The organism is uncultured Bradyrhizobium sp. (assembly GCF_936943645.1).
Lineage (GTDB): Bacteria > Pseudomonadota > Alphaproteobacteria > Rhizobiales > Xanthobacteraceae > Bradyrhizobium.
In genome coordinates this window covers 173,131-190,847 of the sequence record NZ_CAKZJO010000053.1, presented here as the reverse complement: position 1 = coordinate 190,847, position 17,717 = coordinate 173,131, and the positions used below count along the sequence as shown (strand labels likewise).

Below are 17,717 nucleotides of genomic sequence, written 5' to 3'. Positions count from 1 at the left end.
GCGAACGGCCGGTGTCCACAATTGATCAAAAAATGCGCTTGTGAATGTTCATTCGCAGCGTTTGGCAGCCCGATACCGTATTCCTACGCAGCCAAAGAGTCGCTGTTTCGAACCTTGTCTCCTCGGTGGCGCCTTGTAACGCCTTGTGGCGTTGCAACATTTTCCGTCTCGCTTGCGGTGGCGGTTCGGGGGAGCCGATTTCGCAGCTGCCGATTTTTGAAGCGTTGTTTCAAGTTGTTTCGAAGGTTTTCGATGCGCAAGATCTATCTCATTCCGGCCGTCGTCGGCCTGCTCACCTCCGTTGCTGCCGGGCCGCTTGCGGCTCAGGGCGCCGTGCCGAAGCAGAAGGCCGCGCCCGCCCCCAGGGCCGCTGCGGCCGGTACCCCCGCTGCAGCCGGCACCCCTGTCGCCGCCGGGGCGCCGTCGGCCGAGGCGCCGGGCGCGGAGGACAAGACCAAGGCGATCGATGGCTTCCGCTCCGCCAAGTTCGGCATGAACGAGGCCGACGTGCGCGCGGCGATGGCGAAGGACTTCAACGTCAAGCCCGACGCCATCAAGGCGCAGGACAATGCCGCCGAGCTGACGCACAGCATTCTGCTGTCCGTTCCGGAGTTGCTGCCGAACGGCGGGACTGCCGAGCTGTCCTATGTGTTCGGCTACAAGTCCAAATCGCTGATCCAGGTCGGCGCGGTCTGGTCGAAGGGGACTGACGCCGCGATCACGCCGGAGAAGCTGTTCTCCAACGCCAACATCCTGCGCGCCCATTTCATGGGCGAGGGCTTCAAGCCCGATTCCATCGCGGTCAACATGCCCGTCGCCGGCGGCATCGTGATGTTCCGCGGCAGCGACGCCAAAGATCGCTCGGTGATCCTGCTGCTGCAGGGCACGTTCGAGAACAAGGACAACAACCAGCGTGTGCTGACCCCGACCAGCCTCCTGCTGTTCTACGTGGCCGACGCCAAGAGCCCCGACATCTTCAAGCTGCCGCCCGGCCAGTTCTGATGCCCGGATCGCACGACATTCTCCCACCCGGTTGTGGATCGGCGCCAATGCCGATGAAGAGGATCTGACATGCGCGGACCGTCTGCGGCGCGAGACGATGACGAGCTGACGACATTCCGGAGGCTTTCGCGCTTCCGTTCGATGTCGCTGCTCTGCGCGATGCAGATGGTTTTCCTGCCGGTGTACAGCGTCCGCGTTCGGGCACAGACGGCGAACGTCATTCTTCCGGATGGACGCACCGGGACGTCCTTGCAGACTTCCGGCAGCGTCACCAATGTCACGACGTCGACGGTCTCGGGCAACAACGCCTTCAACTCGTTCTCGCAGTTCAGCGTCGGGCAGGGTAACACCGTCAATCTGCAGCTGCCGACGGGGACGCAAAATCTCGTCAACATCGTTCGCGACGCGCCGGTCTACGTCAACGGCACGCTGAACTCCTACATGAACGGCGCGATCGGCGGTAACGTCTATTTCGCCGATCCCAAGGGCTTCGTGGTCGGCCGCAGCGGCGTGGTCAATGTCGGCAGCCTCAACGTCTCGACACCGACGCGCGAGTTCACCGACAGCCTGATCGGCGCGGGCGGGCAGATCAACCAGTCGGCCGTCGGCAACCTCATGGCGGGATCGTTCCCGGTCTCGCCCGACGGCAACATCCGCATCTACGGCCGGGTCAACGCGCAGGACGGGGTACGGCTGACCGGGCAGAACGTCTTCGTCGGCGGCGCCACCCAGCGCGACATCGCCAATCTCGATCATGCGGCCAAGTTCGCGGCCTCCGTCAATTCCAAGGGCCTGCGCAGTGCCAGCTCGATCACTGTCAGCAACGGCTCGATCCATATCGGCGCCGTCAACAACGCCCGCGTCAATGGCCGGCTGACCGCGCGCAGCAAGACCTCGACGCCCAGCAACATCACGGTGCAGGCCGGCAACAACATCGAGATCGGCAAGAACGCCAGGCTGAGCATTGCCAGCAAGACCGGCGATGCCGGCGAGATCCGGCTGAAGGCGGCGCAGAACCTCACCGTGTCGGGCGGGGCGAAGTTCAACGCCAGTGCGAAGACCGGCAATGCCGGCCTCGTCGACTTCAGCGCAAACGGGGTCATCGACGTCGGGCAGGGTATCAAGGTCAACCTCAGCGCGGACAACGGCAAGGCCGGCACGCTGCTGATCGACCCGACGGATCTCGTCCTTGGCGATGCCGCTCAGGGCGATACTGGCGTGACGCTGTCGAACAGCTCGGTCGCGGCTGCGATCAACGGGCTCAGCGCCGGTGCCACCTACCTCATCCAGGCAGACAACTCGGTCACGCTGGCGGCCCACGCGGTGGTCGATACCCGTCGTCTCGATACCAATGGTTATTCGACGGGCAATGCCAACGACATCCGGATAGAGGCGCGGATCATCGATATCCAGGCCGGCGCGCAAATTCTCGCGCAGGCCGTCAACTCCGCCAGCACGCATTACACCAGCGGCAATGTGACGCTCGCGGCGACGGCGAGCGACAGCAAACTGTCGGGCCAAGCCACTGCGACCTCGGGAATTACGGTCGACGGCCGGATCACCGGCGGTGACATCACGATCGCATCGGTCTCGACGGCATCGTCCAGCTTTACGAGCTCGGTCCCTGGCCTCTTTACGCTGGTGGGCACCACGCTCGCGGCCTCGATGCTCGGCATCAACGGCGGCTACGTGGCCGCGAGCGCAACCGCGACGGTCAATATCAACGGCAACGCCAACATCAACGGCACCGGCAACGTCTCCATCGCCTCGCATGGTTCGGAGACGGCGCAGGATCCGGCGATTGCGAGCACCTTGATCGGCGGCTCGCCGATCGGCGCCGCCGCTGTCGTCGGCAAGATCGACGGCAATGTCAGCACCAATGTTGCCTCCGGCGCCACGATCAGCGCAGGCGGCAACCTCGGCATCCACGCCATCAACGATGCAACGATGGCCGTCACCGCGGTCGCAGCGACCTCCAGCGCGCAATTCGTCGAGACGGTGGCCTATTCCACCGGCTCGGTCTCGACCACGGCCAATGTCGGGACCGGCGCGAACCTTTCCGTCGGCACCGTGAATGCATCCGGCAACTCGCTGACAGTGCGGGCGATCAACAACAACTCGTTCTCAACCGGCGCCACGTCGGTTGCGCTGAGCACGCCGACCGCCAGCGGTGGTGTTGGCGGGGCGCTCGCGATCAGCGACGTCACCACATCCGCAACCGCGAAGCTCGGCTCGTCGCTGGGCACCAGCGCGTCGTCGCGAATGAACGGCTCCGTTCTGGTCGAGGCGACCTCGAACACGACGAGCAACTCGACCATGGCGTCGACCATTGTCGGGACGCCGGCCCTGGTCGGCGCGATCCAGGGGTTCCTGGTCTCCAGCCCCAGCCTGTCGGGGATGATGGCTCAGCAGATGGTCTCGCTGATGCCGGTGAACTTCAATTTCAAGGCCGCCGGTGCGCTGTCGCTGGCCAACAGCACTGAAAACGCGACGGCATCGATCGGCCAAAATCCGAGCGGCGGCGCGCCGAGCCTTTATGTCAGCGGCAACGTCGCGGTCGTCAGCACTCTCATCGATCGGGGCGTGCGCAGCAATGCGACGGCTTCCGCGATCACCAAGGACGTGACCAGCGGCGAGGGCGTGGCGATCAGCGCGGCGGTCGCCTGGGGCAATTTCAACCACAATTCCAACGCCTATATCGGCAGCGGCACCACCGTCAACGCGGCCAACATCGCCGTTGACGCCACCACCTCGATGCCGATCACCAATACCTGGCTGAAGTGGGACGGACTGACCGAGGTCCTCGGCCATCTCAACGGCAATCTCGGCGTCGGCGGCAACATCCTGACCAGCTACGCCAATGCCACGGCGGATGCCGGTGACACGATCGGCATCGCCGGTTCGCTCAACCATTTCGTCGTCAACAACAACACGACGGCGTGGGTGGCCGGCAGCGCGAGTCTGACCGCGACTTGCACCACCGCGGCCTGCGGCAGCAGCTGGTCCGCGACGGTCAACAACGGTGACGTCCACACCTACGACACCAGCATCCAGATCGCGGCGACCACGACCATGGCGTCGATCGACGCGGCCGGCAATGTCGGTACGCTCGGCTTCCCGTTCGGTAACACCTCGGGCGGATCGTCCGTGGGCGGTGCGCTCAATCTCGTCCAGTTCAACACCAACACCATCGCCGGCGTTTCGGACCGCGCAACGCTGCGCGCGGCGGACGACATCGCCGTCAACGCAATCACCTCGGACCAGTTCGTCGCCGTCGCGCCGTCGTCCGGCAAGGCCGCCGGCGCGCTGGCGCTGAACGGCATCACCTCGCTCGGTTTCCTGAACAACACGACCCATGCGTCGATCTCGAGCCAGGCCACCGTCTATGCCCCGACCGTCGGCATCCTGGCGCAGCAGGACCTGTCGGTCGTGACCCTGTCCGGCGCGATGAGCTACAATGGCAGCGGCGGTTCGGCGGTCGGCCTGTCGGTCGCCTATCTCGGCGCGAATACCGACACTTCCGCCTATATCGGCGACAACCATTCCGACATCCGGCCCGGCGTGTTCAGCGCCAACGATCCGTTCGCCGGCACCAGCGGCGGAAGCGGGGCGGTGAACGTCGACAATCTCACGCTTAGCGCGACCACGTCGGGGCGCATCACCGCGGCTGCGGTCGCTGCAGCCGTCTCCGATCCGGCGTCGTCGAGCTTCTCCGACAAGGCCGACGCTGCCGGCGCCGCCGCGACCGGAGGGGCTTCCGGCGTGGCAACGGCCGCCAGCAAGATCAGCTCGACTTCGGGATCTAGCACCAGCGGCTTCAGCCTCGATCTCGCCGGCAGCTCGTCGGTGAGCGACGTCTCGCTCGGTACCAGCGCCTACATCAAGAACACGACGGTCAACAAATACACCACGGCCAGCGCCGTCACGACCAATACGATCGTTCAGGCGCTCAACGACACCATGCTCAACAACGGGTCCGGCTCCGCGGCGCTCAATCTGGCCGGAGCGTCGGCCACCGGGGCTGCGATCGGCGGTGCGATTGCGTCGGCGATGTCGAACAACGCGACGCTCGCCTATATCTACGGCACCACCATGAACGACCAGAGTTCGGTGACGGTGCAAGCGCTGAATGGCGGCTCGGAAACCGTCGTCGCTCTCGGCGTGGCGGGATCGAGATCCAATTCGGCGTCGCTGTCGGCCTCGGTCGGCATCATCAGCGACAGCGCCAACGCCTATATCGAGAGCTCGACGATCACGGGCCAGGCGACCGGCGTCAATCGCGCGCTCGAGGTCGATGCCTACCAGACCACGAACATCGCGATCGGCGGCGGCTCGCTCTATCTATCGGGTGGCCAGGTCGGCGTCGGCATCGGCCTGACCTATGCGTCGATCGCCGATCCCTCGGGCGGCAACGCCACCGACGCGCATATCCGTAGCACCGGAATCTCGAACTACGACACCCTGCTGGTGATGGCCGACAACGCCAGCGTGATTGCGGCTGGTGCGGCCTCGGGCGGGGGAGGGGCCAGCGCCAACAGCCTTGCCGGCGCGGTCGTCGTCAGCGAGATCACGCCGACCACGACGGCCTATATCAACAGCGGCTCGACGGTGAACATCAATGTCGGCGGCGTGACGGTGCTGGCGGACAGCGGCGCGGTGTCGGCGCTGGACACGGCGCTCGGCAACCTCGTCAAGAAGTCGAACAACAATCATCTCGCCACCGACACCTGCACGGTCGCCGGCGGCACGGGCGGGCAGAACTGCATCGACTTCAGCGCGGCCGCGCTCAACGACGGCACGGGCAACGGTCCCGGCGCCAGCATCGTTTCCGTCGCGGGCCTGATCCAGGCCGGCAAGAACAATGTCGGCGCCTCGATCGTCTACAACACCGTTGCGACGACGCATTCGGCCTACATCGCCAATGTGCTGATGTCGGCCCCGGGCAATGTCCGCGTCAGTGCGGTCGATTCCTCGAAGATCCAGGCGGTCACGATCGGCTTCGGCCTTGCGACCGGGCAGTTCGCCGGCGTCGGCGGCACGACGATCAGCTCGATCGCCAACACCGTCTCGGCCGCCATCGGCAACAATTCGTCGAGCGCGTCGCAATCCTCCGTCACGGGCCGCAATATCACGGTCAATGCGACCGACAATTCCAGCATCACCGGGACCGCCGCGATCGCGGGCGCCTCGACGCAAGGCAGCGCCGCGGGCCTCGCGCTCGTCTACAGCAGCATCGCCAACAATGTCAGCGCCGGCGTCACCGGCTCCAAGCTGACCGCCTCGGGCAATGTCGGGGTCAACGCGAACTCGAATGCGAACATCTCGACGGTCGCCGTCGGCATTGCGATGTCCTCGCAGGTTGGCCTCGCCGGTTCGGTCGCCACCAATCTGATGGGGACCAACGTCACCGCCGGCATCACCGCGGCCGGCACCAACGGCATCAACGGGGCCGATGTCACGGCCACCAACAATGTCGGCGTGATCGCCGGCAACAACGACAAGGCGGCGGTGTCCGCGGGTGCCCTCTCGATCAGCAAGGGCGCGGCCGGTGGCGCGGGCTCGCTGGTGACCAACCAGATCACCGGAACCACCGCGGCCTATATCACGGGCGCGAACACCAAGGTCGACGCGCTCGGGACCAGCTCCACCGATACGCTGTCGGTGAACAACGGCACGCTGGTGCATGCCTTCGATCTCGGCACGGCCCATGCGCCGACCGACACCACGCCCGATCTCTCCGAGAACCAGGACAGCGTGCGCGGCCTTGCCGTGGTCGCAAGCTCGCACCAGGCGGTCGTGACCAACGTCGCTTCGGTTGCCGCAAGCGGCGGCATCTCGATCATGATCAACCCGATCACCAATGTAATGAGCGGGGCGACGCAGGCCTATATCGACAGCGCGGCGATCGACACGCGCCTGACCTCGTCGACGCTCAAGCCGCAGATCGAGGTGGCCGCGTCGAGCTTCTCCTATTCCGGCGCGTTCGGTGCGGGCATCGCCTATGGCAGCAGCGGCGGCGGTGGCGCGACCATCGTCTCGACGACGATGTCGCGCGAGACCTTCGCCTATATCACCAATGCCACGGTCGGCGGCGTCCGGTCGTCGAGCGAAACGGTCGGCGCCGTGACCGTGAAGGCCAATGCGGAGCAGGATGCGTCCTCGATCGCAATCGGCTTCAACACGGGTTCGGTCGGCCTGAACGTCTTCCAGGCGACCACGGAAGCCTATGTCGACGGCGGCGCATTGACGGCTTCGTCGCTGACGGTCAACGCCAACAACAACACCGGCATCTTCTCCGCGAACGGCTCCGGCGCCTATGGCAGCCAGGCCGCGATCGGCGCGGCCTTCCTGGTCCAGGTCTCCTCGAACCGGACGCTGGCCTATGTCGGCGATGAGTTCCGCTATCAAGGAAATGGCGCGGCGCACACCACCGCGCTCAATTTGAGCGGCGCGCTCGACGTCGAGGCCAAGACCAAGAACCGCTTCGAAGCCTACGCGATCGGCGGCGCGCTCTCGACCGGCACCGCTGCGATCGCCGGCATGGCCAACATCGAGATCGCCAACAACACCACCATCGCCGGCGTCTACGACACCACGCTGCAGGGGGTGACGGGCGGCACGGCCGGCGCGGTCACGATCAACGCCAACGAGGACGTGGCGATCAAGGAGATCGCGGGCGCGCTCGCGGTCGGCGCCAGCGGAGGAGGGGTCGGCGTCGGCGCTGCGGCCAACGTCATCGTGTTCAAGAGCCAGACCGTCGCCGAGAGCTGGAACAGCAATCTGAATTCGTCCGGCGCGATCAACGTCACGGCGCTCAGCACCAAGGAGGTGCTCTCCTACGCGGTCACCGCCGGCATCGGCGGCAGCGTCGGCATCGGCGCGACCGTCGGCGTCATCATTATCGGCACCAATACTGCGGATGCCGACACCCAGGGCCAGCAGACCGGCCAGCTCAACCAGGGCGGCAGCGGCACCATCGCATCCGTCAACAGCGGCACCAGCACCACGCATGGCAGTGGCGCCGTCGCGAACGGCACGGCCGGCAATCCGAACAGTGCCAATGTCAGCTCGACCTACGACGTCAGCAACGTGTTGAGCGGCGGCAACGACGTCGTGGTCGCGCAGATCGCGGGCGGCAACGTCGTGGGCACGCAAGTCAACGTCGCCGCCACCAGCGCCAACGCGGCCAAGATGTACCTGCTCGGCGCGGGCTTCGCCAAGAATGTCGGGATCGGTGCCGGCATCGGCTACACCAGCGTCAACAGCACCGTGGTCGCCAATTTGAGCGACTACGGACGCGATGGTTCCGGCGTGCTGGTGGCCGCGGATACGCCTTTGGCCGTCACGGCGCCGTCAATCTCCGTTGCTGCGGTCGTCCAGGACGCCAGCACCGGCCCCTATGGCGGCAAGACCATCGACACCGAGGCAATCGCCGGTGGTGCGGCGCTTTACTTCGGCGCCCAGGCTGCCGTGGCGGTCGGCAATGTCACCAACACCGTGACGGCGCTGCTCGGCGGCAATATCACCGGCACGGGCGGGACCGGCGCTGCCGTCATGGCGCAGGACTCGACGACCCAGGTGGTTTTCACCGGTGGCGTCTCGGCCGGTGCTGTGGCCGTCGGCGCTTCGGTCGCGACGGCAAGCCGGCACAGCTCGGTCGCTGCGCGAGTCCTGAACGGCGCCACCATCAACACCTCGCAATTGCTGATCGGCGCGGCGGGTGCAGGCACCCTGAGCACGACGGCAACTGCGCTCGGTGGCGGCATCGTCTCCGGGAGCGGTGCGGATGCGGAGGCCACCGAGAACTCCTCGGTGCTGGCCGAGATCGGTGCCAGCGCCTCGATCACGACGTCCGCGAGCGGGATCGGCACGCTGGTGGCGGCGGCGATTGCGCCCAATTTGTCGAGCGAGGCGATCGGCGTTTCGGTCGGCGGCGGTGCCGTCGGCGTCGCGATCGCCCAGTCGACGGTCGGGGCCACGGTGACCGCCGATGTCGGCGACAACGTCAGCTTCTCGGGCGGCGCGCTCGACGTCAGCGCCAAGGCGCTGGTTCCGACGGTCGGCACGACGACCTGGGCCAAGGCGCTCGCCGGCGGCGGCGGCTCGCTGATTGGCGCGCAGGGCAGCTACGCCAAGGCGTCGCAGAATACGACCGTCAACGCCTATGGCGGAACGGGGATCAGGCTGCCCAACGCCAACGTCACCATCGAGGCCGAGAACGACAGCGCTCAATACGCGGAGGCCACCGGCCTTTCGAGCGGCTTCCTGGCGCTCGGCGCCACGGTCGCGCAGACCTCGTCCAGCGCGCACACCTATGCCTATCTCGGCGCGCCCGCGGATATGGATGCCGCCAACCACGGCAATTACACGGGCACCCTCTGGATCAAGGCCACCGGCACGGATACCAATTTCTCCAGCGCGTTGGTCGGCGCGGGCGGCACTTATGCCGGCGCGGCGGCGGTCGCCACCACCAGCTCGACCGCTGTCACCAATGCGCGGTTCGACGGCGGCTCGACGGACGACACGCTCTATTTCGGCGGCTTCCGCATCGACGCCAAGCACACCACGAATTACATGGCGAGCGGCGACGCCTATCAGGCGTCTACGGCCGGCGTGTCCGCCGGAAAGACAAGGAATGACGTCGATTCCACCACCACGGCGGACGTCGGGACGCACCTGATCATCAATTCGGCGGCCGGCGACATGGTCGTCATCGCCAACGACATCGTCAACCAGGCCGGCGGCGGCGCGCGATCGGGCTCCGGCGGCTCGTTCTCGGGAGCTGCCGCACTCAGCGAATCCTATGTGACGCAGAACGTCACCACCAATATCGGCGCCGGCACGGTGCTGAGCCTCAACGACGATCCCAGGACCTCGACCGCGGTGATCAACATCGAGGCCTACAACACGCTGAACACCAACGATACCGCGAGCCTCGCCACCGCCAGCTTCTTCGCCGGCGGCGGCGCCGAATCCAACATGACGGCGAATGCCACGCTCGCGGTCAACATCAACGCCCGCGAGCTGTTCAGCGCCGGCAAGATCTATGTCGGCACCGCCGCGAAGATGGCGGCGGCCAACAACGCCAATGCCAGTCTCTACGGCGCGATCGCGGGCGTCGGCGCCAGCACCAACAGCTGGGTCCACGCCAACCAGTCCGTCAATGTCGGCGACAACGCGAAGATCGTGGCCTGGCGTGACATCACCATGTATGCAGGCCTGTCCGGCGATGGCCTCGTCTTCAGCAGCGTCCAGGCGACGGCGACGACGGTGGTCTACAACAACACCGCCATTCCGATCTCGACGCTCTATCGCGGCACGGCCAATGCCGACGACACCACGAACCTGACGCTGGCGCCCACCTCGAGCGTGCTCGGCGCGCGCGACATCTATCTCGGCGCAACGCAGGGGCAGGTCACTGCGACCGGCAACGGCAGCAATTACAACCCGTATCTGGACATCTTCAGCGCCAAGAACAGCGACAACCACAGCCACACCAGCGGAACCGGCGATGTCGCGCTCAACGGCCGGGTGGTTGCGGGCGTCAACAACGATTTGACGATCACGATCAATCTGGGCGCATCCACGCCGACATTGAGCACGACCAGTCCGGACTCGACGCTGACCAACGGCTCCTCGTCGGTCCTCGAGCAGGTTTCCGACGTCAACCACTTCAGTCCGGTGATGAGCTGGAACCACCAGACGGTCCAGTACACCATCGTCGGCAACTTCAATCCTTACGATCTGGTCGTCAGCCAGCTGGCGACGCTGACCGGCCTGACCGCGGCGCAGGTCCGGGCGCAACTTGCGGCGGCGACGCCGACAGCGCCGGCCACGATGTCGCCGTCCGGCACCGATCCGACCGGCGACATCCAGCGCCAGATCGACACGCTGATCAAGCAGGCGCCGTTCACCTCCGACGCGCCCGGCAACGCCTTCGCATTCGGCGACATCCTGGTATCCGCCGGCAACGTCTCCATTCTTGCGCAGAAGCTGACCGGCAACAGCGGCACGAACCCGGCCGCGCCGACGGTCATCGCGCGCAGCTCGCCCTTGATCAAGATCGAGAACAAGGGCCTCGACTTCATGAGCCTCGGCAACCTCACGGTCACCGATGTGACCGGAGGCAACATCACTTATCGCCAGACCGACCATGTCGACCCGGATTCGCATTCCAACGTGACCTTCACCGCGATGCCGAGCGCGACGCCGGTCATCGACGTTTCGGCCACCTACAACCGCCTGGATCCCGACTCAGGTCAAGGCATCGACCAGAACGGCAACGTGCTGACCCGCACGCCCGACATCTATTTCAATGGCGCCGTCAACAACGCCAACGGCTTGCTCAAGATCATCAACAATCTCGGCAGCGTCGTCGCATCGCAGTCACTCAGCGCCGCGACCGTCCAGATCGTGGTGCCCAAGGGCACCTTCACCTTCCTCGGCGGCATCGGGAGCTTCTACGACAGCAGCAGCGCCGTGACCTCGCAATGGGCCAGCACCGAAAACAGGCCGGAAGACGCGCTGACGGCGGTGATGACGGCGGCGACCTATCTCGGCGCCTACGGCGACTACTATACCGCTCCGCATATCGCTTCGGGAGCCGATCACCCCTATTTCTATTATTGCTGCGCCGACGGCAGCCACGGCATCTATCAACCGGTCGGCAACGCCGACGCCAGCACGATCTTCACCGCGCGCATGCTGATGACGTTCTACGACGGCACCTCACTCTATTCGGCGATCTTCCTGCCGATGGGACAGGGTACGCCCGGCAACGGAAATCCGAACGCCGGCAGCGTGCCGAGCGTCAGCACGCTCCAGCAGATCGAGGGGCCGACCAGTCAGGTCATCTCGACTGCACCGTGGGAGAAAACGACCTATGACGGGCGGAATGTCTATGCCGATAGCGGTCCGTACAAGACGCCGTTCAACTGCGCGGGCTGCTCGGCCTTCTTCCAGGTCATCAACATCCAGCCGGATGCGATCACGCCCAAGACCGCGGATGCGCCGGCCACCGCGACAGCCACTCGGACGATCAGCGGCCAGGCGGTCATCATCTCGGCGTCGGTGATCAACATCAACGGCACCATCCAGGCCGGCTCGAGCAGCAATTACTCGGTCAACATCGGCGCCGCTGCGTACGATGCCATCTATGGCAGCAACGGCCTCAAGAACCGCAACGGCGGCGCGGACTTTGCCGCGGCCCAGGCCAATGCGCGGAACGGCGTCTATTACGACATCTCGGGCTCCGTGACGGCGTCGGCGAGCGGCGACGCCAAGATCGGGGTGAGGTACAACGCTCTCACCGACCAGCTCATCTTGAACGGCGTGGCGCAGGGCGCCGGCGGCTACGTCTATCTGAACGGCAAGATCATCTCGACCTCGACCGACAATACCCAGACCCAGGGCAACATCGAGATCAAAGGCGGCGCCGGCACGGTGACGGTCAACAACACGAGCGGGCTTGCGCTCGTCACCAACGCCATCAATACCACCGCCACCGCCCAAAGCGTGGTCGAGATCGTCGACCAGCTCCAGGGGAAGACGACGTGGTACGTCTACGATCCCAAGGCCGCGAGCAACCAGCAGGTAACGAAATACGAGACCAACAGCGTCACTGCGGCCGCGGTCGACCCGTCGATGATTACAGCCCGGACTGGCACGGCAGGTATCCAGTACGCGACCCAGGCGAACATGCTCTACCAGTGGGTCGACACCGCCACGGTGGATCGACCGACGAACAGCACGCAGTTCGACTACGGCTGGCACTTCACGCCCAATCAGACCACCGGGGAGAACTGGACCCGCTCGATCAGCCTGGTTTCGGGAACGCAGACGAGCAACTACCAGAAGGTCACCACCGCCACCGGCAGCTATCACTGGGCGGACGGCGTGGACGCGCAAGGCAACCCCAATCCGCTCGGCACGCACCCCGACAAGTGCTGCGGTGCGGACGCTCAATTCAACTGGTACCAGCAGATCTACGATCACCTGACGCTCACGCTGACCAACACGGTCAAGGCGTCGAACCCGATCAACATCAAGTTCACCGGCGGCAGCAGCAGCGACGTCGTGGTCAATTCGACTTCCGGCATCGTCATCAACGGGTCGATCAACAACCAGCAGGGCACGACGACGCTTGCCGCCACCGGCACCAACTCGTCGATCACCGTCGGCGCCAACGCCAACAACCCGGTGATATCAGGGACGAGCGTGACGCTTCGGGGTGACGGCGGCATCGGCACGCTCGGCACCACCAAGGCGCCCGTCCAGGTGCAGCTCTATGGCGGCAGCCTGACCGCGAGCTCGATCGACCGCGACATCGCGATCTCGGCCATCGGCGCGCTCTCGATCAACCAGGTGAAGGTGAACTCCGCGGGCGCCACGCCGCAGGGCAACGTCTTCCTGTCGGCGACCGGCGACATCAACTCGGCTTCCGCCTACAACGTCGCGAGCCCGGTCGTGATCGGCAAGAACATCGAGATCAACTCGACGTCCGGTGCGATCGGCGCGACGAGCGCCGTCGTCAACAACGCCTCGACCCTGACCAATATCAATCCGCTGGTGATCCAGGCGACGGGGACGGTTCAGGCGAGCGGCGCCGTCGATGGCGGCGTGCTCGACAGTGCCTCGGCCACGGGCACCTACATCATCCAGTCCAAGGGCGACCTTCGCCTCGGCACGATCCAGTCCACCGGCGGTCCGGTGTTCCTGGAGGCTGCCGGCTCCGACGGCAACCAGGCCAGCATCCTGAACGGCCGGGCGGCGGTCGGCCTCACCCAGGCGCAGAGCCAGCATCTGCAGGACGTCTGGACCAGCCTCGACCTGCTCAGCGGCAACGCCGCCACCAACGCCGTCAACAGCTACCAGTCGATGGTGACGTCGGCCTATAACGACTACTTCCAGCTCAGTAACATCGCCTTCCCGAACGGCAGCACCTATGCGCCGACTTCGGTCGGCCTGACGGTGCTGCGGGCGCAGGTGGCTGCCAAGCTCGGCATCGATCCCGCGAACGTCTCGACGACGGACATGAAGGTCGAGGCCACCACGCGGTTCCTGCGGGATCAGTTCCTGCTCGGCAAGATCACCACCGACGAGCTCAAGACTTCGCTGACCAGCCTGCTCGGCAGCGCGCCTTCGGATCCGCTCGGAACGCTGTTCGGCAGCTCGCTGTCGTCGACCCTGTTCACCAAGCTGTTCGACGGCGTCTCGACGGCCAATCAGCGCATGCCCACCAACACGGCGCTGCAAGCGGCGCTGAACACCTATGATGCGAGATACAGCTATACGCTGGCCTCGACCGAGCGGGTCTACGGCATCATCACCGCGGGTTCGCAGTGGACGCAAAGCCAGCTTGCCTACACCGTGTCGTCCTCGGCCGTCGGCGCGGCGCCGCCGCCGATCGACGACAACGTCATCGCCAATGTCAGCGCCAACCAGATCATGCTCTACGCGCCGCGCGGCTCGGTCGGCAATTCGGCGGCGCCCCAGACCTTCACCTTCACCAGCGTCGATGCCTCCTCGCTGACGCCGGAGCAGCGGGGATTGCTGGCCACCGCCGGTCCGGGCCAGCTCACCGTCGGCGCAGTCACGGACCCGACGAGCCATGTCACGACCTACACGGTCAGCCTGTCGCAGCAGAATCTCGTCGTCGTCGACAACCCGATCGCGATCTCCGCGAAGGCGCTGACCAACATCTATCTCGGCAGCAAGAACAGCCTCTCGCTTGGCGGCGTCACCGCGAATTACGGCCCGATCACGGCTGCGCAAGCCAATGGCATCCAGGTGACCGGCCGCGGCGACGTCAAGCTCGACGCCGTCAGCAGCATCTCCGCCAATGTCGGCGGTGCCGTGATCTCGGGCGACATCGCCAACCTGACCCTGATCGCCGAGCGCGGCAATGTCGGTGCCCCCTCGGGAACCACCGGGAGCAATCCCGCGACCAATGCGAACGCGATCCAGATCGCCTTTGCCGATCCCGCCAACGACCAGCTCGATCACGTCTCATCGGCGCAGGGCATCTACGTGAAGCAGACCACCGGCGATCTCATCCTCGGCAACATCTCCGCCGGCAATGCGATCCAGCTCTCGGCGACCGGCAGCATCTATGCCGAAGCCGACTTCACGGATCGCAGCGCGATCCACATCCTGGGCACCGATCTCGACCTGCGCGCCGGCGGCAGCATCGGCTTCAACGGCGGGGCCTTCCAGCCGCTGCAGGTGAACATCTCGGGCGCCGTGACCGGCTCGTCGGTCGGCGATCTCAGCCTTCTCGCGGTGACCGGCGATCTCGCGGTCGGCACCAGCGGCCCCTATGGGACGCTGACCGCCGGCGGCGCCCTGACGCTCAACGTGGCGCGCGGCGCACTCACGCTCAACACCGGCATCACCAGCGCCGGCCTGATGCAGCTGCTCGCCAACCGCGGCATGACCTTCGCAGGCAGCACCAGCGCGGCGCCGGTGGTCGCGAGCAGCAGCACGAGCGGCGTGACGCTGGTTGCCGCGACACTGTCGATGGGCGCCTATTCCGCCATCAACGCGCCCGGATTGATCTCCGTGACGACGACCGGCGATGCGACCATCGGTCAGCTGAATTCGTCGCTGTCCTATGCGGCCGCCTCCAACGCGCCGTCGATCATCGTCACCGCCGGAGGCGTCGCCTCGCTCGGTGCGATCATCGACAATGGCGACGGACAGACCAAGTTCGTCGTATCCGGCGCCGGCGCCGAAGTGTCGCTGAGTGCATCGAACGGCATCGGTGGCGCGACGAGCCGGTTCACCACCAACGCCACGCGGCTGTCGGCCAGTGCGAGTGGTGGCGACATCTACCTGAAGGCGCTGACCGACACCGAGGTCAGCCTGCTGTCCGCAGTGAATGGCAGCGTGGACATCATCGGCACGGGCGGGCTGACGCTTGCCCAGGTGCTGGCGGGTACCGCGACCGGCGCGAGCGGCTCCTTCCGTGCCGTCGCCAACAACGGCAGCATCGTCATCGGCACGGCAGATAGCAGCGGCTCGCAGACGGTCCATGCCAGCCAGAACGTGACGTTCAAGTCGCTCGCGACCAGCGGCAATGGCGGCGATGCCGGCAACATCAGTGTCACCGCCGACAGCGGCTTCATCCTGGCGCAGACGGTGACCTCGGGCGGGACGACGACGCTGGGCTCGGTCTCGGCCCATGGCTCGGCGAGCCTGCTGGCTGCGACGACCATCACCGGCAACATTTTCGCCGCCACGACCGGTTCCGGATTGCTGACGGCCAACGGCGGCCCGATCAACTGGAACGTCCTCAATGCCGGGACGACGCTGGGCGCGACCGCGGGGCAAGGCAGCATCACGTTCCAGACCGCGCAGAGCGGGGGCACGCAGACCATCCACGCCCGCGACAACGTCACCTTCAACGCGCTGACCACGACGGGCCTTAATGGCGATGCCGGCAGCGTCAACGTCACCGCGGATACCGGCTTCATCCTGGCGCAGACGGTCACGTCAGGCGGCGCGACCACGCTCGGCTCGGTCTCGGCCAACGGCTCGGCGAGGCTGATCGCTGCGGTCACCAACACCGGCCATAACCTCACGGCCTCGACCGGCAACGCGGTCCTCAGCGGCACGGTCGTTCATTGGGATAATCTCAACGCCGGCGGCACGCTCGACGTCACCGCGACGACGGGAGGGATCACCGTCGGCACCGCCATCAGCGGCGGCACGCAGACCCTGCACGCCGTGAACGACATCGTTTTCAGCCAGCTCACCACGACGGGCATCCCCGGCGACGCCGGCGACCTCAACGCCACCTCTGACACCGGCTCGCTGCGCGGCGGGTCGATCTCCGCCCACGGCGACACCCATTTCGAGGTCGCCGGATCGGTCTCGTTCGACCGGATCAGCGGCAATGTCGTCAAGATGCGGTCGTCGGGTGATCTGACGATCAACTGGGTCAGCGTCGTGAGCGAACTCGATCTCGCGGCCGACACGATCAACGTCAGGGGTGAGCAGGTCCGGTCGAATCCGGCAATCCCGCTGGTCATGAACATCACCGGCTATAATGGCGGCGTCGCCAAATATGCCAACGTGTCGATCGACCCTGACAGCATCATCGTCAATCAGTTCAGGGCGGTGGATGCGAATTTCTGGACCGACGCGCACACCGTCTCGATCCTGAACGGCTACGTGCCGGGCCAACTGATGCTCACCACGGCGACCCAGCAGGTGCTGCTCAACAACCGCACGCCGGCGCCGTCCAACTGGCCGACGCTTCAGCTCTACCAGCCCGGCGGCGTGTTCACGATGAGCCAGGCCGGCAACGCGAACGTCAGCAACGCCTATGTGGTGTTCTATACCGGCGGCGTCTCCGCGACCGTCACCAATTACGGGCCGAACCACACCTGCTGCAACGACTTCACCGGTGCCAGCATGATGCGCAACATTGCGGTCGACGGCGAGGGCAAGGAGAACATCGAGAGCTGGCTCGCGAAGAAGGACGGGGGGACGTTCTACCTGCTCGGCCTTTCCGGCCAGGCGCGGCTCGACGCGCTGCTCGCGCCGCGGCCGGTCGAGGCCGTCGGCTCCGGCCCCGCCGTCAACATCGAAGGGCTCAGCGACATGCGCAAGCTGCGCCAGAAGGGGCAGCGTGCGGGACGTCCGGGCTGGAAGGACGCGGCGGTTGAAACGGCGAAGCCGGCGATTGGTCGTCTCGCCGAGGCATGGTAATT

At 65.8% G+C, this 17,717-nt stretch carries 2 protein-coding genes; both read left to right on the top strand.

What is annotated here, in order from left to right; genetic code table 11:
- Positions 1-252: 252 nt before the first annotated feature.
- The gene (locus tag Q0743_RS12805; protein ID WP_298241883.1) at positions 253-1,002 is read left to right on the top strand and encodes a hypothetical protein; all 750 of its coding nucleotides are present in this window, start codon (positions 253-255) and stop codon (positions 1,000-1,002) included.
- Between the two features lie 69 nt (positions 1,003-1,071).
- Positions 1,072-17,715: a leukotoxin LktA family filamentous adhesin gene (locus Q0743_RS12800; protein WP_298241882.1), complete on the top strand. Its 16,644-nt coding sequence runs from the start codon at positions 1,072-1,074 to the stop codon at positions 17,713-17,715.
- Positions 17,716-17,717: the final 2 nt, after the last annotated feature.

Coding starts and splice junctions, on each gene's coding strand:
- Q0743_RS12805 (WP_298241883.1), top strand. CDS start 253: ATGCGCAAGATCTATCTCATTCCGGCCGTCGTCGGCCTGCTCACCTCC.
- Q0743_RS12800 (WP_298241882.1), top strand. CDS start 1,072: ATGCGCGGACCGTCTGCGGCGCGAGACGATGACGAGCTGACGACATTC.